27 protein-coding genes and 3 tRNA genes are annotated in these 26,638 nt (G+C 72.9%); 9 read left to right on the top strand and 21 right to left on the bottom strand.

Annotated features, from left to right (window positions below):
- The first annotated feature begins 34 nt into the window (after positions 1-34).
- Positions 35-1,033, top strand: coding sequence for an LCP family protein (locus tag H508_RS0104555; RefSeq protein ID WP_026373198.1), 999 nt, complete (start codon positions 35-37; stop codon positions 1,031-1,033).
- A 168-nt stretch (positions 1,034-1,201) separates the two neighbouring features.
- Here the strand turns inward: H508_RS0104555 and H508_RS0104550 are convergent, their stop codons facing one another.
- The 9 genes from H508_RS0104550 to tilS all read right to left on the bottom strand — a co-directional run bounded on the left by H508_RS0104550 (position 1,202) and on the right by tilS (position 9,306).
- Complete coding sequence (locus H508_RS0104550; RefSeq protein WP_026373197.1) at positions 1,202-1,672, bottom strand: DUF3180 family protein; 471 nt, start codon at positions 1,670-1,672, stop codon at positions 1,202-1,204.
- Complete coding sequence (folK, locus tag H508_RS14530) at positions 1,669-2,169, bottom strand: 2-amino-4-hydroxy-6-hydroxymethyldihydropteridine diphosphokinase (RefSeq protein ID WP_051222680.1); 501 nt, start codon at positions 2,167-2,169, stop codon at positions 1,669-1,671. The genes H508_RS0104550 and folK overlap by 4 nt, the downstream gene beginning before the upstream one ends.
- Entirely contained in the window at positions 2,166-3,377 is a 1,212-nt protein-coding gene (gene folP, locus H508_RS17520) for a dihydropteroate synthase (RefSeq protein WP_035253775.1), read from the bottom strand. Before folP ends, folK begins: the two co-directional genes overlap by 4 nt.
- A 2-nt stretch (positions 3,378-3,379) precedes the next feature.
- A complete protein-coding gene (folE, locus tag H508_RS0104535; RefSeq protein ID WP_026373196.1) occupies positions 3,380-3,946 on the bottom strand; it encodes a GTP cyclohydrolase I FolE in 567 nt (188 codons plus the stop codon).
- On the bottom strand, positions 3,946-5,925 hold the full coding sequence (ftsH, locus tag H508_RS14520) for an ATP-dependent zinc metalloprotease FtsH (protein WP_051222678.1): 1,980 nt from the start codon (positions 5,923-5,925) through the stop codon (positions 3,946-3,948). Before ftsH ends, folE begins: the two co-directional genes overlap by 1 nt.
- 63 nt (positions 5,926-5,988) lie before the next feature.
- The gene (locus H508_RS0104525; RefSeq protein WP_026373195.1) at positions 5,989-6,723 is read right to left on the bottom strand and encodes a hypothetical protein; all 735 of its coding nucleotides are present in this window, start codon (positions 6,721-6,723) and stop codon (positions 5,989-5,991) included.
- Positions 6,724-6,820: 97 nt separating this feature from the next.
- Positions 6,821-7,378 carry a hypoxanthine phosphoribosyltransferase gene (hpt, locus tag H508_RS0104520; protein ID WP_021010982.1) on the bottom strand — a complete coding sequence of 186 codons (558 nt, stop codon included), beginning with the start codon at positions 7,376-7,378 and terminating at the stop codon, positions 6,821-6,823.
- A gap of 70 nt (positions 7,379-7,448) precedes the next feature.
- Positions 7,449-8,204, bottom strand: a complete 756-nt coding sequence (locus H508_RS0104515; protein ID WP_026373194.1) for a hypothetical protein — start codon at positions 8,202-8,204, stop codon at positions 7,449-7,451.
- Between the two features lie 109 nt (positions 8,205-8,313).
- Positions 8,314-9,306, bottom strand: coding sequence for a tRNA lysidine(34) synthetase TilS (tilS, locus tag H508_RS0104510; protein WP_026373193.1), 993 nt, complete (start codon positions 9,304-9,306; stop codon positions 8,314-8,316).
- 47 nt (positions 9,307-9,353) lie between these two features.
- Here tilS and H508_RS14515 point away from each other — a divergent pair, with 47 nt between their 5' ends.
- Positions 9,354-9,899, top strand: a complete 546-nt coding sequence (locus H508_RS14515; protein ID WP_051222676.1) for an inorganic diphosphatase — start codon at positions 9,354-9,356, stop codon at positions 9,897-9,899.
- A 177-nt stretch (positions 9,900-10,076) separates the two neighbouring features.
- On the opposite strand, the gene H508_RS0104500 is transcribed toward H508_RS14515, so the two are convergent.
- Complete coding sequence (locus H508_RS0104500; RefSeq protein ID WP_156905980.1) at positions 10,077-11,519, bottom strand: peptidoglycan DD-metalloendopeptidase family protein; 1,443 nt, start codon at positions 11,517-11,519, stop codon at positions 10,077-10,079.
- A gap of 262 nt (positions 11,520-11,781) precedes the next feature.
- On the opposite strand from H508_RS0104500, the gene H508_RS0104495 reads away from it, so the two are divergent.
- From H508_RS0104495 to H508_RS0104485, 3 genes are all read left to right on the top strand, one after another.
- Positions 11,782-11,854: transfer RNA gene (locus H508_RS0104495), tRNA-Glu, on the top strand.
- Between the two features lie 41 nt (positions 11,855-11,895).
- Positions 11,896-11,973: transfer RNA gene (locus H508_RS0104490), tRNA-Asp, on the top strand.
- 74 nt (positions 11,974-12,047) lie between these two features.
- A tRNA-Phe gene (locus H508_RS0104485) sits at positions 12,048-12,123 on the top strand.
- A 54-nt stretch (positions 12,124-12,177) separates the two neighbouring features.
- On the opposite strand, the gene H508_RS0104480 is transcribed toward H508_RS0104485, so the two are convergent.
- Positions 12,178-12,855 (bottom strand): NADPH-dependent F420 reductase, encoded by a 678-nt coding sequence (locus H508_RS0104480; protein WP_051222671.1) that lies wholly within the window; start codon positions 12,853-12,855, stop codon positions 12,178-12,180.
- A gap of 208 nt (positions 12,856-13,063) precedes the next feature.
- Here H508_RS0104480 and H508_RS0104475 point away from each other — a divergent pair, with 208 nt between their 5' ends.
- The 3 genes from H508_RS0104475 to H508_RS0104465 are packed head-to-tail and all read left to right on the top strand — an operon-like array spanning position 13,064 to position 15,043.
- A complete protein-coding gene (locus tag H508_RS0104475; RefSeq protein ID WP_026373190.1) occupies positions 13,064-13,450 on the top strand; it encodes a YciI family protein in 387 nt (128 codons plus the stop codon).
- Between the two features lies 1 nt (position 13,451).
- A complete protein-coding gene (locus H508_RS0104470; protein WP_035253772.1) occupies positions 13,452-13,838 on the top strand; it encodes a YciI family protein in 387 nt (128 codons plus the stop codon).
- Entirely contained in the window at positions 13,838-15,043 is a 1,206-nt protein-coding gene (locus H508_RS0104465; protein ID WP_026373188.1) for an RNA polymerase sigma factor, read from the top strand. Before H508_RS0104470 ends, H508_RS0104465 begins: the two co-directional genes overlap by 1 nt.
- A 13-nt stretch (positions 15,044-15,056) precedes the next feature.
- Here H508_RS0104465 and H508_RS14510 read toward each other — a convergent pair whose 3' ends face one another.
- The 7 genes from H508_RS14510 to H508_RS0104430 all read right to left on the bottom strand — a co-directional run bounded on the left by H508_RS14510 (position 15,057) and on the right by H508_RS0104430 (position 21,934).
- On the bottom strand, positions 15,057-15,500 hold the full coding sequence (locus H508_RS14510; RefSeq protein WP_035253771.1) for a pyridoxamine 5'-phosphate oxidase family protein: 444 nt from the start codon (positions 15,498-15,500) through the stop codon (positions 15,057-15,059).
- 48 nt (positions 15,501-15,548) lie between these two features.
- Positions 15,549-16,187 (bottom strand): 1-acyl-sn-glycerol-3-phosphate acyltransferase, encoded by a 639-nt coding sequence (locus tag H508_RS14505; protein WP_051222747.1) that lies wholly within the window; start codon positions 16,185-16,187, stop codon positions 15,549-15,551.
- On the bottom strand, positions 16,184-17,269 hold the full coding sequence (locus H508_RS0104450; RefSeq protein ID WP_425393444.1) for a fatty acid desaturase family protein: 1,086 nt from the start codon (positions 17,267-17,269) through the stop codon (positions 16,184-16,186). Before H508_RS0104450 ends, H508_RS14505 begins: the two co-directional genes overlap by 4 nt.
- Positions 17,270-17,491: 222 nt before the next feature.
- Positions 17,492-19,681 (bottom strand): acyl-CoA dehydrogenase family protein, encoded by a 2,190-nt coding sequence (locus H508_RS14500; RefSeq protein WP_084155040.1) that lies wholly within the window; start codon positions 19,679-19,681, stop codon positions 17,492-17,494.
- Between the two features lie 170 nt (positions 19,682-19,851).
- Complete coding sequence (locus tag H508_RS0104440; RefSeq protein WP_026373186.1) at positions 19,852-21,318, bottom strand: amidohydrolase; 1,467 nt, start codon at positions 21,316-21,318, stop codon at positions 19,852-19,854.
- A gap of 47 nt (positions 21,319-21,365) precedes the next feature.
- Positions 21,366-21,545 carry a hypothetical protein gene (locus H508_RS0104435; protein WP_026373185.1) on the bottom strand — a complete coding sequence of 60 codons (180 nt, stop codon included), beginning with the start codon at positions 21,543-21,545 and terminating at the stop codon, positions 21,366-21,368.
- 104 nt (positions 21,546-21,649) lie between these two features.
- Complete coding sequence (locus tag H508_RS0104430; protein WP_026373184.1) at positions 21,650-21,934, bottom strand: hypothetical protein; 285 nt, start codon at positions 21,932-21,934, stop codon at positions 21,650-21,652.
- A 90-nt stretch (positions 21,935-22,024) separates the two neighbouring features.
- Between H508_RS0104430 and H508_RS0104425 the strand changes: the two genes are divergently transcribed.
- Positions 22,025-23,026, top strand: coding sequence for a GlxA family transcriptional regulator (locus H508_RS0104425; RefSeq protein WP_026373183.1), 1,002 nt, complete (start codon positions 22,025-22,027; stop codon positions 23,024-23,026).
- Here the strand turns inward: H508_RS0104425 and H508_RS0104420 are convergent.
- The 3 genes from H508_RS0104420 to H508_RS0104410 all read right to left on the bottom strand — a co-directional run bounded on the left by H508_RS0104420 (position 22,993) and on the right by H508_RS0104410 (position 26,548).
- The gene (locus tag H508_RS0104420; protein WP_026373182.1) at positions 22,993-24,009 is read right to left on the bottom strand and encodes a hypothetical protein; all 1,017 of its coding nucleotides are present in this window, start codon (positions 24,007-24,009) and stop codon (positions 22,993-22,995) included. The two genes, H508_RS0104425 and H508_RS0104420, sit on opposite strands and share 34 nt — an antisense overlap.
- Positions 24,010-24,126: 117 nt before the next feature.
- Complete coding sequence (gene treZ, locus H508_RS0104415; RefSeq protein ID WP_026373181.1) at positions 24,127-25,851, bottom strand: malto-oligosyltrehalose trehalohydrolase; 1,725 nt, start codon at positions 25,849-25,851, stop codon at positions 24,127-24,129.
- Between the two features lie 67 nt (positions 25,852-25,918).
- Complete coding sequence (locus tag H508_RS0104410) at positions 25,919-26,548, bottom strand: hypothetical protein (protein ID WP_026373180.1); 630 nt, start codon at positions 26,546-26,548, stop codon at positions 25,919-25,921.
- Between the last annotated feature and the right edge of the window lie 90 nt (positions 26,549-26,638).

Genomic DNA, 26,638 nt, shown 5'->3' with positions numbered 1-26,638 from the left:
CGGGAGCCGCCCGGCGGTCTGGGATACTCGTCGGGTGACGACCGACACCGAGCAGCGCAAGCGCCACACCGGCCGATGGATCGCCGTCGGGATCGTCGGCGTCATCGTGCTCGCCCTGCTGGCCGCGATCGGCTGGTACTTCCTGCGCGTCAACCCCTCGCTGCAGCAGGTCGAGACGATCGAGACGGCGTTCCCCGAGGAGTCGCTGCGGCCGTCGGTCGAGCCGGTCGAGGGCAACGCGCCCGTCAACGTGCTGCTGCTCGGCAGCGACTCGCGCGCGACCGACGGCTCGCTGCTCACCGGGCTCGGCGACCGCGCCGACACCATCCTCGTCGCCCACATCCCGCCCGACCGCGAGACGGTGCAGATCATGTCGATCATGCGCGACTCGTGGGTCGAGATCCCCGGCCACCCGGGCATGCGCAAGGTCAACGCGGCGCTCGCGCTCGGCGGCGTGCCGCTCATGGTGCAGACGGTCGAGGGCATCATCGACCAGCGCATCGACCACGTCGCGGTGATCGACTTCGAGGGCTTCAAGGACCTCACGACCGCGCTCGGCGGCGTCACGCTGCAGAACGACATCGCCTTCAGCGAGGGCGCCTACTCGTTCCCTGCGGGCGAGATCACCGTCGAGGGCGACGCGGCGCTCGCCTACGTGCGCGCCCGCTACCCCTTCAGCGACGGCGACTACCAGCGCGCCCACAACCAGCGGGCGCTGCTGCGGGGCGCGATCGAGCAGCTCATGACGCGCGAGAACCTCACGAACCCCGACCGGCTCGCCGACATCTTCGCGACCGTCTCGCCGCACATGGCGATGACCGACACGCTCTCGCTGCCCGTCGGCGTCCAGCTCGCGACGCAGATGGCGCAGCTCGACTCCTCGCGCGTGCAGACCTTCACGATGCCGACGCTCGGCACCGGCATGGAGGGCTCGCAATCGGTCGTCTACGTCAACTGGGACGGCGTCGAGCAGATCCGCGAGGCGTTCGACGCCGAGTCGATGACGAGCTTCCAGCCCGCGCCGGAACGTTGAGCCCGGAGCGCACAAGTCGGCGAAGCCGACTTCTGCGCGCAGGGCTCAAGGCCGAGTAGCGCGCCCCAGGGCGCGCGTATCGAGGCCTCACCCCGGAGGCGCGCCCCGGGCGCGCGTATCGAGGCCTCACCCCGGAGGAGCGCCGCAGGCGCGCGCATCGAAGCCCAGTCAGGCCGGCTCGGGCGCGGATGCGCTCGGCGCCGTCTCGTCGTCGTCCGGCGGCAGCACGCACCACGACTCGGCGACGAGCCCCGCGACGAGCTGCAGCAGCGCCCCGACCAGCACGACGCCGAGCGCGACGAGCGCGTGCTCGGCGACGACCGAGCGGGTCGAGAAGAAGCCGATCGCGCCGAGCGCGGCGCCGGCGAGCAGCGCTCCGAGGGTCGCGGATGCCTTGGCGAAGCCGAGCACGCCCGTCGCGTGCCGGTAGTCGATGCGCCGCTTGCCTCGCCCCGCTTGCCGCACGGGCCACGCGGCGATGAGCAGCACGCCGCCGAGCACCGCGAGCGCGGGGCCGAGCGTGAGCGGCGGCACGAGCGCCGCGCGGCCGGTCATGACGAGCATCGCCTCGAGCAGCCAGCCGACGAGCGCGGCAGCGGCGACGAGCAGCCCGACGACGAGTGGGCTCGTGCGCGTCACGGCAGCTTCCACGCATCGCCGTGCGCGTACTCCGCGAGCTCGGCGATCGGCCCGTGGCCGGGGATCGACGCGCGCGGGTCGACCTCGAGCCACGGCTGCAGCACGAACTGCCGCTCGTGCGCCCGCGGGTGCGGGATGACGAGCCGATCCTCGGCGTGCTCCATCTCGCCGATCGCGACGATGTCGATGTCGATCGTGCGGCTCCCCCATCGCTGCGACCGCTCGCGGCCGAGCGCGGTCTCGACCGCCTGCACGGCGTCGAGCAGGTCGATCGGCTCGAGCGTCGTGCCGACGATCACGACGATGTTCACGTAGTCGGGCGAGAGCCCCTCGCCGTCGGGGTGCCACGACGGCGACTCCCACGCGCTCGAGCGGAGCAGGACCCGGATGCCGTCGATCGCGTCGAGCGCGCGCACGGCGGCGTCGATGGTCGCGACCCGGTCGCCGAGGTTCGCGCCGAGCGAGAGGACGGCGCGGCGCTCGAGCTGGAGCCTCATCGGATCCCCTCCCGCTGCCGGAGCCGACCGCGGCCGAGCGAGACCGACACGTCGCCGAACGGCACCGCGATCGGCGCGCTGGGCTTGTGCACGGTGACGTGCGCGTGGTCGACCCGACGGTCCTCGAGGCACACTCGCGCGATCCGGTCGGCGAGCGTCTCGATGAGGTCGACGGGGTCGCGCTCGACCGCGGCGACGATGCGCTCGGCGAGCTCGCCGTAGTGGACCGTGCGGGTGACGTCGTCGCTCGCGACCGCGTCGCGCACGTCGAGCACCAGATCGACGTCGATGACGAACTCCTGGCCGTCGCGCCGCTCCTCCGGCAGCACGCCGTGGTGACCGCGAGCGCGGATGCCGCGCAGCGCGATGGAGCCGGCGAGCCGCTCGATGTCGCCGGCCGCGTTGTCCCACCGCGGCCCGTCGGCGCGCTCGGCGGCGATGAGCGCGCGGAGCGCCGACGCGGTCGAGGCGACGTCGTGCACGCGGAGCGCGTGCGCGCCGCGCTGCGCCGCGAGCAGCGAGGTCGCGGCCGTCGGCGCATCGCGCTCCTCGACCGGTGCGCCCTCGGGCAGCAGCGCGCCGAGGAAGCGCTTGCGGCTCGTGCCGACGAGCACCGGGAGGCCGAGCCCGATCACCCGGTGGAGGTTCGCGAGCAGGCGCCAGTTGTCGCCCGGCTCCTTCGAGAACCCGAAGCCGGGGTCGACGACGATGCGCTCGCGCGGGATCCCTGCGGCGACCGCGGCCTCGACGCGCGCGGCGAGGTGCTCGACGACCTCGGTGACCACGTCGTCGTAGTGCGTGTCCTGCGTCACGTCGATGCCGCGCGAGTGCATGAGCACGATGCGCGCGCCGCCCTCGGCGACCGCGCCGAGCATCCCCTCGTCGTGCAGGCCGGCGGTGACGTCGTTGATGATCTCGGCCCCCGCGGCGATGACGGCGCGGGCGGTGGATGCGTGGATGGTGTCGACCGAGACCCGGATGCCCTCGCGGACGAGCTCCTCGACGACCGGCAGGATGCGCGCGAGCTCCTCGGTGGGGTCGAGCGGCGTCGCGCCCGGCCGGGTCGACTCGCCGCCGATGTCGATGACGTCGGCGCCCTGCGCGCGGAGGCGCCGTGCATGCGCGATCGCCGCGCCCGGGTCGACGTAGCGACCGCCGTCGCTGAACGAGTCGGGCGTGACGTTGAGGATGCCCCATACCTCGGTCATCGTCACCTCCGCTCGCCGATCAGGGCCATGATCTCAGCCCGCTCGATCGGCTCCGCGAGCCGGCCGCGGCTCGCCACCGTCACCGTCGAGGAGTTGACCTGCCTCGACCCGCGCGCCCCGACGCATCCGTGCACCGCGTCGACGACGACGAGCACGCCCTCGGGCTCGAGGCCCGCGACGAGCGCGTCGGCGATCTCGTCGGTGAGGCGCTCCTGGATCTGCGGCCGCGACGCGATCGTCTCGACGACCCGCGGGATGCGGCCGAGGCCGACGATGCGGTCGCCGGGCAGGTAGGCGACGTGGGCGATGCCCGTGAACGGCAGCAGGTGGTGCTCGCACATCGAGCGGAACTCGATGTCGCGCAGCAGCACCATCTCGCCCCGCTCGCCCGCGAGGTCGGCGGTGTCGAGGTGGGCGGACGCATCCTCGCCGACGCCCGCGAAGTACTCCGCGTAGGCCTCGGCCACGCGGCGCGGCGTCTCGGCGAGCCCGGGCCGCGCCGGGTCGTCGCCGATCGCCGCGAGCAGCTCGCGCACGGCCGCGGCGATGCGCGTCCGGTCGACGGCCATCAGCCCGCGGGCTCGGTGGCGACGTCGGGCTCGACGACCTCGTCGACGTGCTGCGACACCGGCAGCTCGATCGGCGGCCGATCGCTCACCGGCCGGTCGGGGTGCGAGAGCCACTGCGGTCGCTCGGGCAGCTTCTCGACGTCGGCGAAGATCTCGGCGAGCGCGAGGTGGTCGAGCGTCTCGCGCTCGAGCAGCTCGCCCGCGAGCCGGTCGAGGACGTCGCGGTTCTTGTTGAGCACTTGCCACGCCTCGGTGTGCGCCTGCTCGATGAGCGCGCGCACCTCGCGGTCGACCGCCTCCGAGAGCGACGGCGAGTAGTCGCGGCCGCCGCCCATGTCGCGGCCGAAGAAGGCCTCCGACTGGGCGCTGCCGAGCTTGACGGCGCCGATCGCCGCGGTCATGCCGTACTCGGTCACCATCTTGCGGGCGATGCCGGTCGCCTTCTCGATGTCGTTGCCGGCACCGGTCGTCGGGTCGTGGAAGACGATCTCCTCGGCGACGCGACCGCCCATCGCGTAGGTGAGCTGGTCGAGCAGCTCGTTGCGGGTGACGGAGTACTTGTCGTTGACGGGCAGCACCATCGTGTAGCCGAGGGCACGGCCGCGCGGCAGGATGGTCACCTTCGTGACGGGGTCGGAGTGCCGCATCGCCGCCGCCGCGAGCGCGTGGCCGCCCTCGTGGTAGGCGGTGATGAGCCGCTCCTTGTCGTTCATGACGCGCGTGCGGCGCTGGGGGCCCGCCATCACGCGGTCGACGGCCTCGTCGAGCGCCTCGTCGGTGATCTGCGTCAGGTTGCCGCGCGCGGTCAGCAGCGCCGCCTCGTTGAGGACGTTCGCGAGGTCGGCGCCCGTGAAGCCGGGCGTCTTCCGCGCGAGCACCGACAGGTCGACGCCCGGGGCGATCGGCTTGCCCTTCGCGTGCACCTTCAGGATCGTCTCGCGGCCCTTCATGTCGGGGGCGTCGACGCCGATCTGGCGGTCGAAGCGGCCCGGGCGCAGCAGCGCGGGGTCGAGGATGTCGGGGCGGTTCGTCGCGGCGATGAGGATGACGTTCGTCTTGACGTCGAAGCCGTCCATCTCGACGAGCAGCTGGTTGAGCGTCTGCTCGCGCTCGTCGTGACCGCCGCCGAGGCCCGCGCCGCGCTGGCGGCCGACGGCGTCGATCTCGTCGACGAAGATGATCGCCGGGGCGTTCTCCTTCGCCTGCTCGAAGAGGTCGCGCACGCGGCTCGCGCCGACGCCGACGAACATCTCGACGAAGTCGGAGCCCGAGATCGAGTAGAACGGCACGCCCGCCTCGCCCGCGACGGCTCGCGCGAGGAGCGTCTTGCCGGTGCCGGGAGGGCCGTAGAGCAGCACGCCCTTCGGGATGCGCGCGCCGACCGCCTGGAACTTCGACGGGTCCTGCAGGAACTCCTTGATCTCGCCGAGCTCCTCGACCGCCTCGTCGGCGCCCGCGACATCCGCGAACTTCACCTGCGGCATGTCCTTCGAGATGAGCTGCGCCTTCGACTTGCCGAACTGCATGACGCCGCGGTTGCCGCCCGAGAGCCGGGTCATGAAGAAGTAGAAGAGCGCGCCGAGCAGCAGCACGGGCAGCAGGATGCTGAACAGCGACAGCAGCCAGTTCGCCTGCGGCACCTCGTCGATGTAGCCGTTCTCGGGGTTCGCCTCGGTGATGGCGTCGACGAGCTCCTCGCCGCGCGGCTCGACGTAGTAGAACTGCACCCGCTCGCCGTACTCCTCGTGCGGCTCGGTGAGCATGAGGTCGACGCGCTGCTCGCCGTCGACGATGCGCGCCTGGGCGACGTCGCCGTCGGCGATGAGCTGCATGCCGACGTCGGTCTGCACCGGCCGGAACTGCGGGGTCATGAAGAAGCTGAACGCGATGCCGACGATCAGGAGCGCGAGCGCGATCCACGGGATCGGTCCGCGCAAGAACCTCTTGAAGCCCTTGTCCTTGTCCTTCTCAGTCGCCATTCGCCCAGGCTATCGCCGCGCGCCCCGCGCCCATCCGGCTGTTCGCTGTGGGCGCGGCGGCAGCTAGCCCTGGAGCAGCTCGAGCGACATCACGACGGCGCGCAGGGTCGCGTACTCGGGGTCGGCGACGTACTGCTGCGCGGCCTCGAGCGACGGCACGGCCCACGGGGCTCCGTCGCCCGCGCCGCTCGCGACGACCTCGGAGCCGAACGAGACGGCGCCGGAGGGGGTCTCGATCGCGTTGACGAGCGGGCACTGCGGCCGCTGCGCGGCGTCGGCGGGCAGCAGGCCCATGCTGAAGACCCATTGGTCGCCCAGCTGCAGGGCCGCAGCGCCGAACGCGGCGCCGGCGGCGCCGTCGATCGCGACCTCCTGGCGGTCGAGGCCGAGCGTGCGCCACCCGACCGGCGTGCCGGAGCCGTCGACGCACGTGCCGTCGCCCGTGTCGGGGTCCTCGGCGTAGCCGAGCTGCCGCTCCCCGTCGGCGCTGAGGACGTCGAGCCCCCCGGGCGCCTCCGCGACGGTCCACTCGGCGGGGATGCGGAAGGTCGCGGTGCCGCTCGGCACGAGGATCTGCTGCCAGCCCGTCGTGTCGACGCCGGCGATCTCGGCGGGCAGCGACGACTCGACCTCTGGCGGCGCCTCGGCCGCGGGCGCGGTCGGCGGCGGCGCGGTGATGCCGGGCGGGATGGAGGGCCCGGCATCGGGATCCGGCGACGGCGCGCCCGAGCAACCGACGAGCACGAGGGCCGCTCCGAGAAGGGCGAGGGGCGCGAGCGGACGGCGGAGCGGCTTCACGCGACCATCGTCCCAGACGCTCGCGCGAGCGCCGCTGTGAGCGCGCCGCCCTGCGGCGATCGCGACGAGCGCGCGAGCGCGACCCAAGACATCCGGCCTACTCCCCGGAGTAGACGTGCGGCGCCAGCACGCCGATGCCGCGCAGGTTGCGGTACTTCTCGGCGTAGTCGAGGCCGTAGCCGATGACGAACTCGTTGGGGATGTCGAAGCCGCAGTACTTCACGTCGACCTGCACCTTGAGCGCGTCGGGCTTGCGGAGCATCGTGCAGATCTCGACGGATGCGGCGCCGCGCGACTCGAGGTTGGCGCGCAGCCACGAGAGGGTCAGGCCCGAGTCGATGATGTCCTCGACGATGAGCACGTTGCGGCCGGTGAGGTCGCTGTCGAGGTCCTTCAGGATGCGGACGACGCCCGACGAGACAGTGCCTGAGCCGTAGGACGAGACCGCCATCCAGTCCATCTCGATGTGGCGCTGCAGCGCGCGGGCGAGATCGGCCATCACCATGACCGCGCCGCGCAGCACGCCGACGAGCAGGAGGTCCTTGCCCTCGTAGTCGGCCTCGATCTCGCGCGCGAGCTCCTGGAGCTTCGCGTGGAGCTCCTCCTCGGTGATGAGTGTCTTGGCGAGGTCGGCCTCGACGTGGCTGAAGTCCATCTGCGCTCCTGGCGGTCGGCGTGGGTGAGACAAACCTACCGGCGCGCACCGCTCCTCCGGCCGTCGCGCGTCACCTCGTCTCGAAGGAGCGCAGGATCTCGACGATCGTCGCGTACTCGTCGGTCTCCATGTAGGCGCGCGCGTCGTCGAGCGAGTCGACGGTCCAGAGCGGGTCGTCGCCGCCGCTGTTCAGCTGGAAGTGCGTGCCGAAGCTCACACCGCCGTCGGAGGAGCTGCCGACGAAGTACACGTGGCAGGCGTCGGCGCGCTCGATCGATCCGGAAGACGTGATGCCGACCCCGACGCGCCAGCGGTCGTCATCGGTGCCGAGCGCGACCGTGGCGATGACCGGGTCGCCGGCGTCGGGCAGCAGCGGCTCCGCGCGCGCGGGTTCCGTCGCGAGCACCTCCAAGGGGAACGTGACGCCGCCGCAGGTGCCGCCGATGTCGACGAAGTCGTGCATCGCGAGCAGCTGCTGCCCGTTCGGAGCGGTGAGCGTCGCCGAGTCCGCCCAGCGCTCGGGAGACTGCGTGTCGGTGCTGCCACCGGGCGAGAACGGCTCCGAGTCGGCTTCGAGCGTCCAGGTCGGCGGGTAGCGGAACGAGGCGCTGCCGTCGCTCGTGGCGTACTCGAGCCAGTCGTCCGTCATCACGAGCGGGTCGGCGCTCGCGCTTGGCTCCGCCGACGGATCTGTCGGGGCACTCGCGGAGGGTGCAGCCGTGAAGGACGCCGCGGGCTCGCTCGGCGCGGGGGCGGCTGCGCCGGCGCAGCCGGTGAGCGCGAGCAGCGCGGCGACGGCGGCGGTGATCGCGAGGGGGCGTGACATGGGGGTCCTCTCGGCGGTGCCAGAAGACATCCTCACCCTGTCAGGTTCCCCCGTTGCCGACGGATCGCGCCGAAGAGGTCACGATTCCGCAACGACCGCCGAGGAGGCGTCAGGCGGCGACGAAGACGAGCCTGCGGCCCTCGCGCGAGACGCGGATGCCGGGGAGGTGGATCGGCCCCTGGCCGTGCCAGTCGGTGACGAGGCGCGAGACCTCGAGCGTCTGCTGCCTCGTGAGCGCGGTGTGGAACTCGCTCTGCACCGCGAGCCGGATGATGCGCTGCCGCAGGGCAGGCGGGTTCGCACCGAGGCCGCCGACGTCGAGCGAGAGCCCGCCCTCGGCGTGCTCGACGAGGTCGCCGATCTGCTCCTGCGCGAAGTGCGCGAGCGCCTCGGCGTCCTCCCGCAGCGTGTCTGCGGTGCGCGTGAGGGCGAGCGCCACTCCCCCGCCGAGCACCTCGTCGAGCATCGGCAGCACCCGGTGCCGCACGCGCACGCGCAGGAAGCGCTCGTCGTCGTTGTGCGGGTCGCTCCACGGCTCGAGCCCCTGGTCGCGGCACGCCTGGTGCGTCGTCGCGCGCCGCACCTGCAGCAGCGGCCGCCGCAGGAAGCCGATGCGCGGGTGCATGCCCCACAGGCTCTCGGGACCAGAGCCGCGCGCGAGGCCGATGAGCACGGTCTCGGCCTGGTCGTCGAGCGTGTGCCCGAGGAGGACTGCGGATGCGCCGGTGTCCTTCCGCGCCTTGAGGAGCGCCGCGTAGCGGGCCTGACGGGCGGCCGCCTCGGGGCTCCCGTCGGGCGCGACCTGCACGGGCACGATGCGCACCGGGTCGAGGCCGAGCGCTCGCCCCTGCTCGGCCGCGCGCTCGGCGATCTCGGCGCTGCCCGCCTGCAGCTGGTGGTCGACGACGACGGCGCCGGCGCGCAGGCCGGCGCGCTGCGCCTCGAAGGCCGTCGCCCCGGCGAGCGCGAGCGAGTCGGCGCCGCCCGAGAGCGCGACGAGCACGAGCGCGCCCTCAGGAAGGTCGGCGAGGGCCTCGCGCACCGCCCGACGCACGTCGGCGACGGCAGGCGTCAGCCGCGGTCGACGGTCGCTTTCGGGCATGAAGTAACCTTATGCCGATTCCTCACCCCCACGAGAAGGAGCCGCTCTTGGCCGCCTACGACGTCGTCATCGAGATCCCGAAGGGGAGCCGCAACAAGTACGAGGTCGATCACGAGACGGGCCGCGTCTACCTCGACCGGGTGCTGTTCACGACCTTCGTCTACCCGACCGACTACGGCTTCTTCGAGGGCACGCTCGGCCTCGACGGCGACCCGGTCGACGCGCTCGTGCTGCTCGAGTACCCGGTGCCGCCGGGCGTCTTCGTGCGCGTGCGCCCCGTCGGCCAGCTCAACATGGAGGACGACGGCGGCATCGACACGAAGGTGATCTGCGTGCTGGACAAGGACCCGCGCTGGGCCCACATCCAGGACATCGACGACGTGCCGCGGCAGATCCGCAACGAGATCGAGCACTTCTTCCTGCACTACAAGGACCTCGAGCCCGGCAAGTGGGCCAAGCTCGGCGACTGGGACGGCGCGGAGGCCGCCGAGGCGACGGTCCAGGCCGGCATCGCGGCGTTCGACGCCGAGCACGGCGACCAGACCGGCGAGTCGGTGGAGAAGCCCGAGGGCGGACGCGACATCGACGACTGACGCGCGCAACGAGACGAAGGGGGCGCACCGCGAGGTGCGCCCCCTTCGTCGTGCCGGGTCGGCGCATCCCGCACCCCGCTGGTCGAGGAGGTCGGCGCATCCGACGTCTCATGGTCTCGACTCGCCGGCCCGGAGGGCCGGCGGCTCGACCAGCGGAGTACGGATGCGCCGGGCCGGTCAGCTCAGGTAGACGCCGCGGGCGTTGAGGAACGACTCGGGGTTGACGAGCGTGCCGCCGACGCGGATCTGGAAGTGCAGGTGGCAGCCGGTCACCCAGCCGGTTCTGCCCTCGTAGGCGATCACCTGTCCGGCGCTCACGCGCTGACCGGGAACGACGCTGGCGGGTCTGATCATGTGGTAGTACTCGGTCTGCACGCCGCCGCCATGGTCGATGTAGAGCATGTTCGCGCCATAGATGTCGCGGGAGCGGAGCGTCACGACGCCGCTGGCCGCGGCGTAGATGGGCGAACCACAGCCGCCTGCGATGTCCACTCCGGCATGCAGCTTGCGGCCGAGCTGGCCGACCGGGTCGTTGCGCATCCCGTAGCCCGACGTGAAGCGTCCGTACAGGGGAGTCTGCCAGCCGCTGCTGGCGGGGGGCGCCACCGGGACGGAGCTGCCGCCACCGCTCGACGAGCCGCCTCCTCCCGAGCCGCCGCCAGCCGCAGCCCGAGCCGCGGCTTCCGCGGCGGCCTGCGCCGCGGCCTCGCGCTGGCGCTGCTGCTCGGCGAGCCAGCGCTGCCGCGCCTCCTCGGCCTCGCGGCGCTCGCGCTCGATGCGCAGCCGCTCCTGCTCGGCGAGGTACGCCTGCCAGCGCTGGCCGGCCTGGTAGTCGGCCTCGGTGGCGGCGCGGTTCTCGACGAGCACCGACAGCTGCGCCTCGAGCACGACGCGGTTGTTCTGCTCCTCCTCGACCGCGGCCTGCGCGGCCATCGCGGCCTCCTGCGCGGCGAGGTAGGCGGCGTCAGCCTCCTCCTTGAGCTGGCCGAGGGCGTCGCGCGCGACGGCCGCCTGGTCCTGGAGGGCCTGCGCGGTGTTGGAGTCCTGCTGCGCCTGCTGGTAGAGCGAGTCGGCGGTGCCGGCGGCGCGATCCATGAGGTCGAGGCGATAGAGCCAGCTGTCGGCGGAGCCGGGGTTGGCGAAGAGCTCAGCGCTCATGTCGCCGGTGCCGCCGCTGCGGGCAAGCTGCGCCGCGAGCTGACCGGCGGCGAGCTCCGACTCGCTGGCCCGGGCCGACGCCTCGTCGGCCTGCTCCTGCAGGCGCTGGGCGACCGCAACGGCCTCGTCGTAGACGCGCTGCGCCTCGATCGCCTCGGCGGCCTTCTGGTCGGAGAACGCCTGCGCGTCCACGGCCTCGGCCTCGAGCTGCGCGATGAGTCCGCGGATCTGCTCGATCTGCGTGTTCTTCGCGGTCACGTTGCCGCGTGCCGCCTCGACCTCGGCCCACGTGGGGTAGCCCCACTGATCCTCGTGGCCTCCGGCGTTGGCGCTCGGGGCGCCGGGCACGAGCATGACGAGCACGAGGCTGGCGACTGCCGCAGCCGTGGCGAGGCCGTGGCGGACGGCGCGCAGGCGCGACCGATCCGCGAGGCCTGGGGCCGGCCGGCTGGGGTGGGCCATGTCGCTCCGTTCGAGCAGCGCGCGGCTGCATAAATCAACATCGTGCACCCGGGCTGCGCCCGTGTCACGACACACATCGGGAGCCACGCTATCAACTTTCATACTCCACCTGAAGGTTCGGTTCAGCCGACACTGAGGCGGGCGTGTCGCCGGAAGCGCGGCGCAGAGACCGCGAGGGGCTCGCCGCGGGTCGGCGCCGGTTTGCACGGCGGGTGCCGCGTGCTGTAACGTCATCCCTCGGTAGTCATGTGCTCCGGCGCATGGCCCCATCGTTTAGCGGCCTAGGACACCGCCCTTTCACGGCGGCAGCACGGGTTCGAATCCCGTTGGGGTCACTCACTCGCGGATTCATCTGTACGATGGGGACTACCGGAATGGCCCTGTAGCGCAGTTTGGTTAGCGCGCCGCCCTGTCACGGCGGAGGTCGCGGGTTCAAGTCCCGTCAGGGTCGCCATTGCCCTGGCCCTCTCGAGAGAGAGGGCCTTGTGCAAGGGCGGGCGAGAGCCCGCTTCGGCTCCTCGAGAGCCTGGCTCTGTAGCTCAGTTGGTAGAGCGTTCGACTGAAAATCGAAAGGTCACCGGATCGATGCCGGTCGGAGCCACCATCGACAAGCCCCCGCCTCGGCGGGGGCTTGGTCGTTCGGCGGGCAGCGGAGGCGTCAGTCGCCGATGAGCGCCCGGAGCGTCGGCGCGTCCTCGTTCGCTCCGAATGCCGGGAAGCCCGGCTGCAGCCGCAGGCCTACTGCGAGCGAGTCGAGCACGACCGGATCGAAGCCGAAGTCGTCGACGAGCTGCGCCACGAGCCGCACATCCTCCGGGCTGTCGCCCGCGACGGCGATCGCGCGCCGCTGCGGGCTCCCGGCCGAGCGCGGCCAGTCGGCGAGGTCGTGGTAGCCCATGTGGTTGAACGCCTTCACGACGCGCGACTCGGGCAGGAACTCCTGCACGATGGTGCTCGTCGGCCGCTCGGGGTCGGTGAACTCGTCGCGGAGGCCGTCGGTCTCCCACCAGTAGTTCATGGCGTCGACGACGACCTTGCCGCGCAGCGCCTCGACCGGCAGCCGGTCGTACTGGCCGAGCGGCAGGGCGAGGATCACGAGGTCGGCCTGTGCCGCGGCATCGGCGGCGAGCATGGGCTCGGCGCCCGGCGCCATGTACTCCGCGATGAGGCGGATGCGCTGGGGCGAGCCCGAGGCGGCGATGAGCGTGCGGTGCCCCGCGGCGAGCGAGAGGCGCGCGAGCACCGTGCCGATCTTGCCGGCCCCGAGGATGCCGATCGTGAGCGTCTCGCGCGGTCGCTCGGCGTCGGCGATGCTCGATGCGACCGTGTGCGTCATGCGGGTGCTCTCCTCGTCGTGCGGATCTCTCGTCGTGTCGACCCGAGTGTGCCAACGCGCCCTGAGGGTTCCCCATTCCGCCCGGACGCGCTCGACGCCTTCCCTGAGCGGCGTCGCCGGCGGATCATGACCGCGGGTGTCGTATCCGGCGCCTCCCGTTCGTAGATCATGTGAGGCGGTCGATGGGGCCGCTCGAGAGGAGACAGTGATGGCGCAGTACTTGATCGCGTTCAACGACGAGTGGGTCCCGGCGCACACCGCCGAGGAGCTGCGTGCGAAGAGCACGGCCTCCGGTGCCGTGATCGCGCAGATGCAGCAGGCAGGCGTCTACGTGTTCGGGGACGGCGGGCTCGACGCATCCACCGTCGTCTGCAGCGTCGAGAGCCGGGACGGCGAGCCCGTCTTCACGGACGGGCCCTACGTCGAGACGAAGGAGCACCTCGGCGGCTTCGCGGTGATCGACGTGCCGGACGACGAGACCGCGCGCTACTGGGCGGGCCGGCTCGCAGTCGCGCTCGACTGGCCGCAGGAGGTGCACCGCTTCCCCTCCGGCATGGCCGAGATCGTGGAGCGGCACGCGCAGGATCGCGACTGAGATGGCGCGCTACATGCTGTCGGTGTTCGGGCCCGCCGAGCGCGAGCCGTTCGGGGAGTACGGCTCGCGGGAGGCGATGGGGCAGGCGCTCGCCGACACCGGCGCCTTCAACGAGCGGCTCGAGCGCGACGGGCACTTCGTCTTCGCCGACGGGCTCGCCGAGGCGACCAGCGCGACGACCGTCGACGGGCGGGGCGAGCGGCCCATCGTCACCGACGGCCCCTACCTCGAGTCGAAGGAGCACCTCGGCGGCTTCTGGGTCATCGAGGCAGCCGATCTCGACGAGGCGATCGCGCTCGCCGCGGAGGGGTCGAGGGCGTGCCGCAACCCCATAGAGGTGCGCCCGTTCAACTCGGCTGAGTCCGTCCGCGCCACGCTCGACGCGTGATCGACCAAGCCGGCCTCGCGATCGCCCGCGCCCACCGCTCCGAGTGGTCGCGGGTGGTCGCCGGGCTCGCCCGCCGCTTCGGGGACCTCGACCTCGCGGAGGACGCCGCGGGCGAGGCCTTCCTCGCGGCGGTCGAGCGCTGGCCGCGGGAGGGCGTGCCGCCCAACCCCGGCGGCTGGCTCACGACGACCGCGACCCGGCGCGCGATCGACCGGCTGCGCCGCGAGGAGCAGCGGCACGGCAAGCACGAGGCCGCGCTCATGGTCTTCGACGACTCCCCTCCCGAGCCGGCCGGCGCGGTCGACGACGACCGGCTGCGGCTGCTGTTCACGTGCTGCCACCCGGCGCTCGCGATGGAGGCGCGCGCCGCGCTGACCCTGCGGCTCGTCACCGGGCTTGCGGTCGCCGACATCGCACGAGCCTTCCTCGTGCCGGAGTCGACGATGGCGCAGCGGCTCACGCGGGCGAAGCGCAAGATCCGCGTCGCGCGGATCCCCTACCGCGTGCCCTCGGAGGCGGACGTCGGCGAGCGCCTCCAGGGCGTGCTCACGGTCGTCTACCTCGTCTTCAACGAGGGCTACCTCGCGGGCTCCGGCGCCGAGCCGGTGCGCCGCGAGCTCACCGACGAGGCGATCCGGCTCGGCCGACTGCTGCGCGAGCTGCGCCCCGACGACGGCGAGGTCGCGGGCCTGCTCGCCCTCATGCTGCTCGCCGAGGCTCGGCGGCCCGCGCGGGTCTCGCCCTCGGGCGAGCTCGTGACGCTGGATCGGCAGGACCGCGCCGCGTGGCATCGCGACCTGATCGACGAGGGGCACGCGCTCGTGCGCGAGCGCGCCGCGACCGGCGAGGCGCCCGGTCGCTTCCAGCTGCTCGCCGCGATGAGCGCCGTGCACACCGCCGCGTCGACCGCGCGGGAGACCGACTGGCCGCGGATCGTCGCGCTCGACCCGTCGCCGATCGTGCGGCTCAACCGAGCGGTCGCCATCGGCGAGGTGCACGGCCCGGGTGCGGCGCTCGCCGAGGTCGACCGCGTGGCAGTCGAGATCGACGGCTACCACGCGCTGCACGCGACACGAGCGGATCTGCTGCGCCGGCTCGGGCGGCGCGACGAGGCGCGCGCCGCCTACGACCGGGCGCTCGAGCTCACGAGCAATGCCGCCGAGCGTGCCTACCTCGCCAGGCGGCGCGACGAGCTCGACGAGTGATCGCGCACGCCGGTCAGTCGGTCGAGTCGACGAGCGGCTCCGCAGCCGGGTCCGGCTGACGCCCGCGGTGGAAGCGGCGGCCGCTCACCCGCGAGATCTCGATGCGCACGAACTCGCGCTTCACGCTCGGCACGAGCGAGCGGATCGGCAGCTGCTCGGCTTCCTCGAGTTCCTTGCCCGAGTCGAGCCTGCGCGCCCTGCCGTGCGCGACGACGCTCCACGCCTCGCGCTCGCCGATGTGGTCGATCTCGAAGACCACGTCGTCGGCGAGCAGCACCCCGGCGAGCTTCGTGCCTGGCGCGGTGCGGAACGTGATCTCGCGCCCGTCCGCGTGGTAGTTGATCGGGAAGACCTCGAGCACGTCGCCGACGCGGAACGCGATGCGCCCGAACTCGAAGGCGCGCAGCAGCTTGAGGCACTCGTCCTCGCTGATCTCGATCATCCCGGCCGTGCTCATGGCCTCATCGTGCCAAAGCCTCGGCGGCCGCGCCAGAGGCGGCGCCGGTCAGCGCTCGCGCTTCGCTCGCTCCTCCCGCAAGCGCGCGGCGAGGCTCGCCTCGTCGGCGAGCCGCGGCTCGGTGCGCAGCTCGGGGCGGACGCCCGCCTTGTCGGCGTAGAAGGCGCGGATACGGTCCATGTCGGCAGGGACGTCACCCGTGAGCGAGATGGTCGGGCCGAGGCCCGTCGTGCGGGTCGTCGCGTCGACGAAGCCCAGCGTGACGGGCAGGCCCGCCTCGAGCGCGATGCGGTAGAAGCCGCTCCGCCACTGCGTCGAGCGGCGCGTGCCGTCGGGCGTGACGACGATCGCGGCGCGCGGGTCGTCGCGCACGAGCGCGATGACGCGGTCGACGAGCCCGGCCGGGTCGTCGCGGTCGACGGGGATGCCGCCGAGGCGGTGCATCACCCAGCCGAGCGGGCCCTGGAACAGCTCTCGCTTGCCGAGCCAGCGCACCGGCAGTCGCGCATCCCACGCGATCGCGAGCATGAGCACGAAGTCGCGGTTGGAGGTGTGGGGGGCGCCGATGAGCAGCCGCGCGCCGTCGACGGGCGGCTGCTCGCGGACGAGCCGCCAAGGGCTGAGCGCCCAGTGCAGCTGCGCGAGCGCGTGGCGGACGGGCTGCCGCTTCGGTGCCCTCCGGTTCATCGCCTCGTCGCCAGCATCGGGCACTCGAACGGGTCGCGGGCGGCGAGGCCCACGCGGTTCAAGTAGCGGATGACGGAGGCGTAGGCGCCGACCATGCTGGTCTCGGTGTAGCTGATGCCGTGCTCGCGGCAGTGGGCGCGCACGATCTCGCTCGCCGCGCGTAGGTGCGGGCGGGCCATGTTGGGGAACAGGTGGTGCTCGACCTGGTAGTTGAGGCCGCCCATGAGCGCGCTCATGCCCCAGCCGCGGATGTTGCGCGAGGTGCGCACCTGCTTCGTGAAGAAGTCGAGCTTCGCGTCGCGGCTGACGGTCGGCATCCCCTTGTGGTTCGGCGCGAAGGACGCGCCCATGCCGATGCCGAAGACGGCGAGCTGCACGCCGAGGAACGCGAGCGCCATGAGCGGCGGCATGACGAGCAGCAGGAACGTGATCAGCAGGGCGAAGCGGCCGGCGATGAGGCCGAGCTCGAGCCAGCGCCCGACGACCGGGCGGCGCTCGAGCAGGGTGATGATCGAGCGCACGTGCAGGTTGGCGCCCTCGAAGGTCAGCAGCGGGAAGAACAGCCAGCCCTGGCGCTGGGTCACCCAGCGCTGGATGCCGCGCGCCTTCTTGGCGTCGCTCGGCAGGAACGAGATCGTGTCGATCTCGATGTCGGGGTCGCGGCCGATCTGATTGGGGTTCGCGTGGTGGCGCGAGTGCTTCGTCATCCACCACTGGTGGCTGATGCCGACGACGCCCGCGGCGAGGATGCGCCCGAGCCGGTCGTTCGCGGGGCCGGACTTCAGCACCTGCCGGTGCGAGGCCTCGTGCGCGATGAACGCGATCTGCGTGAGCACGATGCCGAGGCCAGCCGCGATGAGCAGCTGGAACCACGAGTCGCCCAGCAGCACGGAGCCGACGAGCAGCCCCGCGAGCGCGATGCCGAGACCGGCCATGAGCCACGCGTAGAAGCCCACTCGGCGCTCGAGCAGGCCTGCGTCTCGCACGGCCTTCGCGACGACCCGGAAGTCGGCGCGCGCTCCTCGCTCGGAGGGCGGTGTGGTGGCCCGGGGCTCGCCTTGCGAGCTCCTCACGGCGGTCATCGTGGTCATGGTGCCCCTCTCGGGCTCGTCGGCGACTTCCCAGCCGATGCGGGCCTGACGACCTGCTCGATCGCGACCCCGGATGCTTTACAGCGTATGGCGTACGCAATTCTGTAGGCCGCATACGCCCTGTGGATCGCGTCTGCATCCGCGGGCGCGCGGCCCGCGACGGCATGGAGGGGACCCGCCCTGCGGCGGATCCCCTCGATGGACGGCGGCGGCTCAGCGGGTCGCGAGCTCCGCGTCGTGCTCGTCGTCAGCCGCATCCGCCGACGGCGCCGACACCGAGTCGGCCGAGGGCGCCGACATGACGTCGGCCGGCGGCACGGGCGCCGCGCCCGCCGTCGCGATCGGCTGCGCCGACGGGTCGGACGCGCGCCCCCGCTTCTCGGGCACCGGAAGGGCGCCGGCGGCCCGGAGCTGCGCGTAGTGCGCCATCGCCTCGGCCTGGCGCTCGGACTCGGCGCCGGTCGCGATGTGCGCGCGCAGGTGCTCGTCGCCGAGGCCGAAGGCCGCGGAGAGGTCGAGCGCGTGCGGCCGCAGCTTCTGCAGCAGCACCTCGATCGTCGAGGTCACGGCCTTCGAGCGGGCACCCGAGAGCCGGCCGTTCTCGAGGTGCCACGCGGCGTGCTCCTCGATGATCGTGAGCGCGAAGAGGTCGCGCACGTGCGTCATGACCTCCTTGGTCGCCGCGGGCATCCGCTCGACGGCCGCGTCGAGCGCGTCGTACTGCTGCAGCTCGACCCACGCGCGCGCGGCCTCGATGAGCTCGTGCTGCTCGTCGTTGAACGCCGCGGCGGCGCCGGCCTGGTCCTTCGGGGCGCTCCGCAGCCGGCCCGCGATGTCGGCGACCATCTGCTCGACGCGGTCCTCGAGCAGGTCGCGCTGCACCTCGCGGTCGCGGAGCGCGAGCGACGACTTCTTCACGTTGCGGAGGTCGCGCACGTCCTGCGAGAAGGTGCGGAGGCCGACGAACGAGGTCGCGCGGTCGAAGAGCTGGTCGGCGGCGAAGCGCGCGATGTCGGCCTTCGAGGCGCCCTTGAACTGCTTCGAGAAGTCGCCGAGCAGGCGCTTGCCGACGAGCTGGAGGAGCACGGTGTTGTCGCCCTCGAAGGTGACGTAGACGTCGGTGTCGGCGCGCAGCTGCACGAGCCGGTTCTCGCCAAGGAAGCCCGCCCCGCCGCACGCCTCGCGCGCCTCCTGGAGCGTGTCGAGCATCTGCCACGTCGAGAGCGCCTTGAGGCCGGCGGCGAGGGTCTCGAGGTCCTCGCGCTCCTCGGGGGTGTCGGTGCGGCCCGAGAAGACCCCGTCGAACTTCGAGAGCAGGATCTCGTGCGCGTAGGACTGCGCGTACGCCTTCGCGAGCCGCGTGAAGAGTCGGCGCTGGTGCCGGCGGTAGTCGAGCAGCACCTCCTCCTCGGCGTTGCTCGAGGCGTTGAACTGGCGCCGCTCGGTGCCGTAGCGGATCGCGATCGCGAGCGCGGCCTTCTGCGCGACGACGGCGGCGCCGTCGAGCGAGACGCGGCCCTGCACGAGCGTGCCGAGCATCGTGAAGAAGCGCCGGCCGGGGCTCGCGATCGGGCTCGAGTAGGTGCCGTCGGGCGCGACGTCGCCGTAGCGGTTGAGCAGGTTCGTGCGCGGCACGCGCACGTGGGTGAAGTGGAGCCGGCCGTTGTCGATGCCGTTGAGCCCGCCCTTGTAACCGTCGTCCTCGCCGCCGACGCCAGGCAGGAACGCGCCCTCGTCGTCGCGCAGCGGCACGTAGAAGGCGTGCACGCCGTGGTCGACGCCCTTCGTGATGAGCTTGGCGAAGACGACCGCGTGCTTGCCGTGCAGCGCGGCGTTGCCGAGGTAGTCCTTCCACGCGCCGCGGAACGGCGTGTGGATGACGAACTCCTCGGTCGCCTCGTCGTAGGTCGCGGTCGTGCCGATCGAGGCGACGTCCGAGCCGTGGCCGGTCTCGGTCATCGCGAAGGCGCCCGGCACGTCGAGGCTGATGATGGCCGGCAGCAGCTCGTCGTGGTGGCGCCGCGTGCCGAGGTGCAGCACCGCCGCGCCGAACAGCCCGTACTGCACGCCCGACTTGATCTGCAGGCTCGGGTCGGCGAGCACGAGCTCCTCGAACCCGGCGATGTTGCCGCCGTGGTCGTCGGCGCCGCCGAAGCGCTCCGGGAACGCGGCGTGGACGGCGCCGTCGGCGACGAGCATGTGCATCTGCTCGAGCACTCGCTCGCGGTGGTCGGCCATCGTCAGGTCGTCGACGCGCTGGTAGCGCGGGTCGGCGACCTTGGCGCGCGCCGCGAGGCGGCGCTCGGCCCACGTGCCGAGCAGGTCGCGGCCGAGCCAGTCGACGTCGACCCGGCCCTGCGGGCGCGAGCTCGTCGAGCGCTGGCGGTCGGTGCGGTCGGCCATGGTTCCTCCTTCAGGACAGGATGGATGCGTCCTCACGGTAGGCACGCCCCTCGAGGCCCCGCGAGGGCGTTGGCCCCGACCGCAATCGGCGCCGGTGCCGCCACGCGCCCGCTTGTGCGGGATCGACAACGGCCGGACGCATCCGCTGTCCGGGTCCGCAAGGGCGCGATTCAGCCCATCGCGTCGAAGATCGCCTCGCCCGCGACGAGCGTGAGCGCGACGGGCATGCCACGCAGCGCCGCCGCGGCCTCGTGCGGGTCGTCGGTGTCGGGCAGCGGCGCGCCGAGCACGACGAGGTCGGCCGGCTCGCCGACGGCGACGCTCGTGCGGCTCGAGGCGGCGATCGCCTGCTCGAGCGAGAGCGCCTCCTCCGGCTGCCACGGCGCCTCGTCGCCGCGCGTGCGCGTCACCGCGGTCGCGATGCCGAGCCACGGGTCGAGCGGCGTCACGGGCGCGTCGGAGCCCAGCACGACGCGCACGCCGGCGTCGACGAGTGAGCGCAGCCGGTAGGCGTCGCGCGAGCGATCGGCCCACAGCGAGGCCATGAGCTCGCGGTCGTCGAGCGCGTGCTCGGGCTGCACCGAGGCGACGATGCCGAGCCGCGCCATGCGGGGGATGTCGGCCCCGGCGACGAGCTGCGCGTGCTCGATGCGGCCGCCGACGCCCGCGCGCTCGAACGCGTCGATCGCCGCGGTGACGGCCGCGTCGCCGATCGCGTGGACCATCGCGTCGAGACCGAGCTCTCGCGCTCGCGCGAGCAGCCGGTCGAGCGCCTCGTCGTCGACGTTGCGGACGCCCCTGCCGAAGTCGCCGCCGTCGACCTTGGCGCTCGAGGTGCCGTACGGATGCGCGGTCCACGCCGTGCGCGTGCCGAGCGAGCCGTCGGAGATCACCTTGAGCCCGCCGACCCGGGCGCTGCCCGCGATGACGTCGCCCGAGCGGAGCCCGCGCTCGGCGGCGAGCTCGAGCTCGTCGGCGTAGATGCCGACGTCGACGCGCGTCGGCGTCGCCCTGCCGGGACGCATCCACTGCCCGACCGCGTCGCCGAACTCGAGGTCGACGACGCCGACGACACCGCGCGACGCGGCTGCCGCGAGGGCGTCGACGACGTGGCGGTCGAGGGCGTCGGGGTCGAGCATCGCCTCGACGTCGCCGAGGGCGGCGAAGGCGGCGTCCTCACGGAGCAGCGCGCCGTCGAGCTGGAGCCCGAGGCGCTCGAGCATCGCGGTGTTCGGCCACGAGCAGTGCACGTCGCTCGAGACGACGAGCGTCGGCACGGGGCCGGTCGCCTCGTCGAGCAGCGCGCGGGTCGGCGCGGCGGGCCAGAGGCCGTCGCGCATGCCGACGAGCACGAGTGGGTCGGGACCGGAGTGCCGCACGACCGCCGCTGCGGCGATCGCGGCCGCCTCCTCCGCCGACTCGGCGGCGAGCACGCTCTGGCGCGTGCGGTGCCGCGCCCACTGGCTCATGTGCGTGTGCTCGTCCCACAGGCCGGGGACGACGACCGCGCCCTCGAGGTCGCGGCGCTCCCCCGTCGACGGGGTCGAACCGGCCGGGCTGATGCGCTCGATCTCGCCCTCGACGATGTCGATGTCGGTCAGGGAGCCGTCGAGGAGCCGGGCGTTCGCGAGTCGCATGGCTCCATTGTGGGGCCCCGCTGCAGGGCCGCCGCGCGCTCGCCGCCTCAGTGCGAGGGCCGCGGCTCGCGGCGGCGCGCGATGCGCTCGAGATCCGGCTTCCGGCGCGGCGCCTGCTGGCGCAGCAGCACGACGACGGTCGCGAGCGATCCGACGACGCCGATCGCGGCGATGATGGCGAGCCACGTGGGGTCCGTGGCGACGCTGCTGGCCCAGGTCGCATCCATGCGTCGATGATGCGACCGCGATGGCGGGAGCACCAGGGGTCGATTCGCGGGCGAAGGCCCGACGATCGAGTCGTCGGGCTTTCGGCGATCGGGATGCGCGGGCGTCATCGGGCGGGCACCGCGCCGCCCCAGATGCTCGCGTCGATGACCGGCTGGGCCATCTGCGGAGCGAGGCCGTTCCCGGGCGCGTCGAGCCGGTGCGAGAACTGCTCCTCGACGGCCGCGGCGAGGCGGCGCGCGTCCTGGTCGAGCGAGCGGTCCCGCAGCTGCGCGATGCGCTCGGCGTCGGTCGCGACGCGGGGCGCGCGCTGGCGGACCAGCGCGGTGACGGTGCCGACGATCGCGACGGCGCCGAGGACGAGGAGGATGAGGAGCCAGGTGGTGTTCATGGCAGGAAGTCTGCGCTTGCCAAGATCCCGCCACGAGTGGCAGGATCGTCAATGTCCGACAACATCCTGCCAATCGTCCGGAGGGCTCCGATGCTCAAGGTGGCCTGCATCGTCGACGACGACCTCAGCGCGTTCGAGCTCGCCGTCGCCGGCGAGGTCTTCGGCTACGACCGCTCGGATCGGGGCGTGCCGCGGCACGACTTCCGGGTCGTCACGCAGACGCCCGGGCCCGTGCGGGTCTCGGGCGGCCTGAACCTGCCGATGATGGTGGAGCACGGGCTCGACTTCGCCGACGAGGCCGACCTGCTCATCGTCACCCCCTATGCGCAGTGCGAGTACGACGGCGAGTGCTCGCTCGCGGTCTCGCGCGTGCTCCAGCGCGCCGTCGACCGCGGCGCTCGCGTGCTCGCGCTGTGCTCCGGGGCGTTCGTCGCCGCGAAGGCCGGGATCCTCGACGGCCGGCGCGCGACGACGCACTGGCGGCACATCGACGACCTCGCCGCGCAGTTCCCGCACATCGCGCTCGAGCGCGACGCGCTGTGGGTCGACGACGGGCCCGTCACGACGAGCGCCGGCACCGCGGCGGCGATCGACGCGTCGCTGCACGTCGTGCGCCAGCTGCACGGCGCGCAGGCCGCCGCGGTCATCGCCCGCTCGATGGTCGTGCCGCCGCTGCGCGACGGCGGCCAATCGCAGTTCGCCGTCGGACCGGTCGCCGAGCAGCGCGCCGAGACGCTCGCGCCGCTCATCGACTGGATGGTCGCGCACCTCGACGAGGAGCACACCGTCGCCTCGCTCGCGCGGCGGGCGAACCTCTCGGAGCGCACGTTCGCGCGCCGGTTCCGCGAGGAGCTCGGCACGACGCCTGCGGCGTGGCTCACGTCGCAGCGCGTGCAGCGCGCGCAAGCCCTGCTCGAGGCGACCGACCTGGGGCTCGACGCCGTCGCGCAGCAGGCGGGGTTCGGCACGGCGGCGCTGCTCCGGCACCACTTCACGCGGCAGCTGCGCGTCTCGCCCTCGGCCTACCGCCGGCGATTCGCCGTACCCGAGCCGGCGCCTCAGCCGAGCGCGCTCCAGCCCGGCGGCATGTAGCCCTCGGCCTCGAGCACGAACCGGCCGAGCGGCGTCGGCGGGCGCTTCTGGATCTTCGGCGCCGACGAGCGCAGCTCCTTGAACGGCTTGCCGTACACCGTCACCTCGCGCGCCGCCTCGAACTCGACGCCGGGGCGCGGCATCGGCACGGTCAGCACGCGGCCGGCCGCCCACTCCGGCTCGACCGGCATGACGGGCTGCAGCTCGATGACGCGATCTCCGGGGAACATGAAGCCGCCGAAGGCGACCGGGCTCCCGCCGTCCAGCGGAGTGAGCCACCGCATCCAGACCCCCGGGTCGAAGTCGGGCAGCGGCTGCGTCGCCGCCCGCTCGATCGCGCGCCGCGCGCCGAGCTGCCACACCTCGTACGCCCGCTCGTCCGACCCGTCGAAGTCGTAGACCTGCACCTCGACGAGCGCGTCGATGTCGTCGAGCGCGGTCTCGTCGATCGCGAGCCCGTCCGGCAGCGCTGCTCGGTACGTCCAGGGATGGAGCGACTTGCCGAAGCGGGTCGCGGGTTCGATCACCAGCCCACCGACGTCGTCGAACTCGGCGTCGACGAGGAATGCCTCGCCTTGCGGATCGAGCGCCCAGAGCCCGTAGGGGTTGATCGGCTGCTCGCCCTCCCGCTCGAGGGGCGGCTCTTGCGGGAGGAAGTCCTCCATGGTGCTCGACACGTAGAGGCCGCGCTCCTCCGAGCGCCATTCGTCGTCGCGCGTCGCGTCGGCGCGCACCGTGCCGTCGGGCCGCTCACGCTCGAGCTCGACCTCGGCGAACCAGCCGCCCTCGTCGACCTCGTCGATGCGCTTGACCGCCGTGCTGTAGATGCCGGCGGGGATCTCGCCCGCGCCCTCGGGCACGCGCACGTAGGTGCGGCGCTGCCCCATCGGGTGGTTCGAGAGGCGGATCTCGACGATCGGGCCGCGGCGCGACTCGAGGTAGCCGACGTGCGGGAAGGAGAGGTCGCCGACGAGCTGGGTCACGCGTCAACGGTAGCCGGGTCTCGATACGCCCGGCCTGCGGCCGGGCTACTCGACCAACGGGCGGAGGGGCGGCCCGCGGCCGGGCTACTCGACCAACGGGCGGAGGGGCGGAGCGGGTCAGGCGAGGAGCGCGCCCGAGCCGGGCGGGAGCGTCAGCTCGCCCGCGAGCGCGACGTCGGGGTGGGTCGCGAAGCGCAGCTCGCTGCGCTCGACCGCGACCGTCTGCGGCTCGCGACCGACGTTGATGACGACCTCCACCGCATCCGCCATGCCCGCTCGCCGCGCGAGGCGCAGCACGCGCCGCTCCTCGTCGACCTCGACGCGGTTGCGCGAGTAGTGCGGGTCGGTGAGCGCCTCGAGCTCGCGACGCAGCTGCGCGAGCTGCCGGTAGCCCTCGAGCACGCGCGCGTGGCGCCCGCCCTCCGGCTCCGACCAGTCGAGCTTCGAGCGCTCGAACGTCGCGGGGTCCTGCGGGTCGGGCACGACGGCCGGGTCCCAGCCCATCTGCTCGAACTCCTCGAGCCGGCCCTCGGCGGTCGCCTTGCCGAGCTCGGGCTCGGGGTGCGACGTGAAGAACTGGAACGGCGTCGACGCCGCCCACTCCTCGCCCATGAAGAGCATCGGCGTGAAGGGGCCGGCATAGAGCAGCAGCGCGGCGCACAGCAGCTGCGACTCGTCGAGCACCTCGGTGATGCGGTCACCGCGCGCGCGGTTGCCGATCTGGTCGTGATTCTGCGCCGACACGACGAGCCGCCACGACAGCGAGCGCTCGACGTCGATCGGATGCCCGTGGTCGCGACCGCGGAACGACGAATAGGTGCCGTCGTGGAAGAAGCCGCGCTCGAGCGCCTTGCCGAGCGCCGCGAGCGGCTCGAAGTCGGCGTAGTAGCCCGCCGTCTCGCCCGTGAGCGCGACGTGCACGCCGTGGTGGAAGTCGTCGGACCACTGCCCGTCGAGGCCGTAGCCACCGCCCTCGCGCGGCGTGATGAGCTTCGGGTCGTTCATGTCGCTCTCGGCGATGAGCTCGAGCGGCCGGCCGAGGTGCGCGGCGAGCGCCGCCGTCTCGATCGCCATCTCCTCGAGGATGTGCGTGGGGCCCTCGTCGTGGAGCGCGTGCACGGCATCGAGCCGCAGCGCATCCACGTGCATGTCCTCGAACCAGAAGCGCACGTTGTCGAGGATGTACCGGCGCACGGCGGGCTCGGCGAGGTTGACGTGCTCGCCCCACGTCGAGCGGCCCTCGCTCGAGAGGTAGGGCCCGTAGAGCGGCAGGTAGTTGCCCGACGGGCCGAGGTGGTTGTAGACGACGTCCTGCACGACCGCGAGCCCCGCGGCGTGCGCCGCGTCGACGAAGCGCTGGTAGGCGTCGGGGCCACCGTAGCCCTCGTGCACCGCGAACCAGGCGACGCCGTCGTAGCCCCAGTTGTGCGTGCCGTTGAAGGCGTTCATCGGCAGCAGCTCGACGTGGGTGACGCCGATGTCGCGCAAGTGGTCGAGCCGGCCGGCGGCCGCCTCGAGCGTGCCCTCGGGGGTGAACGTGCCGACGTGCAGCTCGTAGATCACGCCGCCCGCGATCGGCTTGCCCGTCCAGCCCGCGTCCTGCCAGGCGTGGGCGGATGCGTCCCACACGCGGGAGCGCTCGTGGACGCCGCCGGGCTGGCGCATGCTCCGCGGGTCGGGCCGCACCGCGTCGTCGTCGTCGATCTGGAAGCCGTAGTCGCCCGCCGGCGCGAGCGCGTGCCACCAGCCGCCCTCGGCACTCGTCATCTCGACGGACTCGTCGTCGGCGACGACGCGCATCCGCTTGGCGTTCGGCGCCCAGACCCGGTACTCGTGCAGCATGAGTCGAGGCTAGGGCGGCAGCGCGGCGCGAGCCTGCCGGTTGCCTGGGAGCCGCCCGAGTCGGCCGCTAGCGCTGCGCGGAGCGCGCGCGGTACCACTCGTTCGCCGCGGGCAGGAAGAGCAGCACGACGCTCAGGATCGAGATCAGCGAGCCGAAGTTCAGGCCCTGGCCGGAGGCGAGCGACGTGAAGATGCCGATCGCGGCGAGCACCGCGAGCACGATGCGCGCCCAGTTGCGGCCCTTCGTCGCGAACAGGAGCACCACGATCTGCGCCACGACGAGCACGGCAGCCACGGCGATGAGCATGCCCACGACGCCGAACGCCGCCGCGTCGCCCGTGCCGGCGAGCGCGAGCAGCCCGAGCAGGGCGATGCCGATGCCGATCACGCCGAGCGCGACCCCGGCCCACTGGATGCCGAGGCCCCACTTCACCACCGCGGGCATGGGGGCGGCGGGGCCGAAGGCGGGCTGCCCGTGCTGCGCGCCCTGGCCGTACTGGGCCCCCTGGCCGTACGGGGCGTAGCTCACCGGCTGGTCGCCGTAGGGCTGGCCGGCATAGGGCTGGCCCTGCTGAGGCTGGCCCTGCCGCGGCTCGCCGTAGGGGGCCGGCGAGCCGTACGGGCTCGGCTGCCCGGGCTGCGACTCCTGCCCGTATCGCGGCTGCTGGTCGTCGGGGTAGGGCGCGTCACGCTGCATGACTGCAGGCTATGCCTCGGCTGTGCCGAGCGCACCCATCGCGTTCGCGGCGCGCCGACGGCGGAGGAGCCGAGCACACCCACCAGCAGC

The sequence above is a fragment of the Agrococcus lahaulensis DSM 17612 genome (assembly GCF_000425105.1).
Taxonomy (GTDB): domain Bacteria; phylum Actinomycetota; class Actinomycetes; order Actinomycetales; family Microbacteriaceae; genus Agrococcus; species Agrococcus lahaulensis.
The sequence above is the reverse complement of the archived record's forward strand: the minus strand, read 5'-3'. Positions and strand labels throughout refer to the sequence as shown.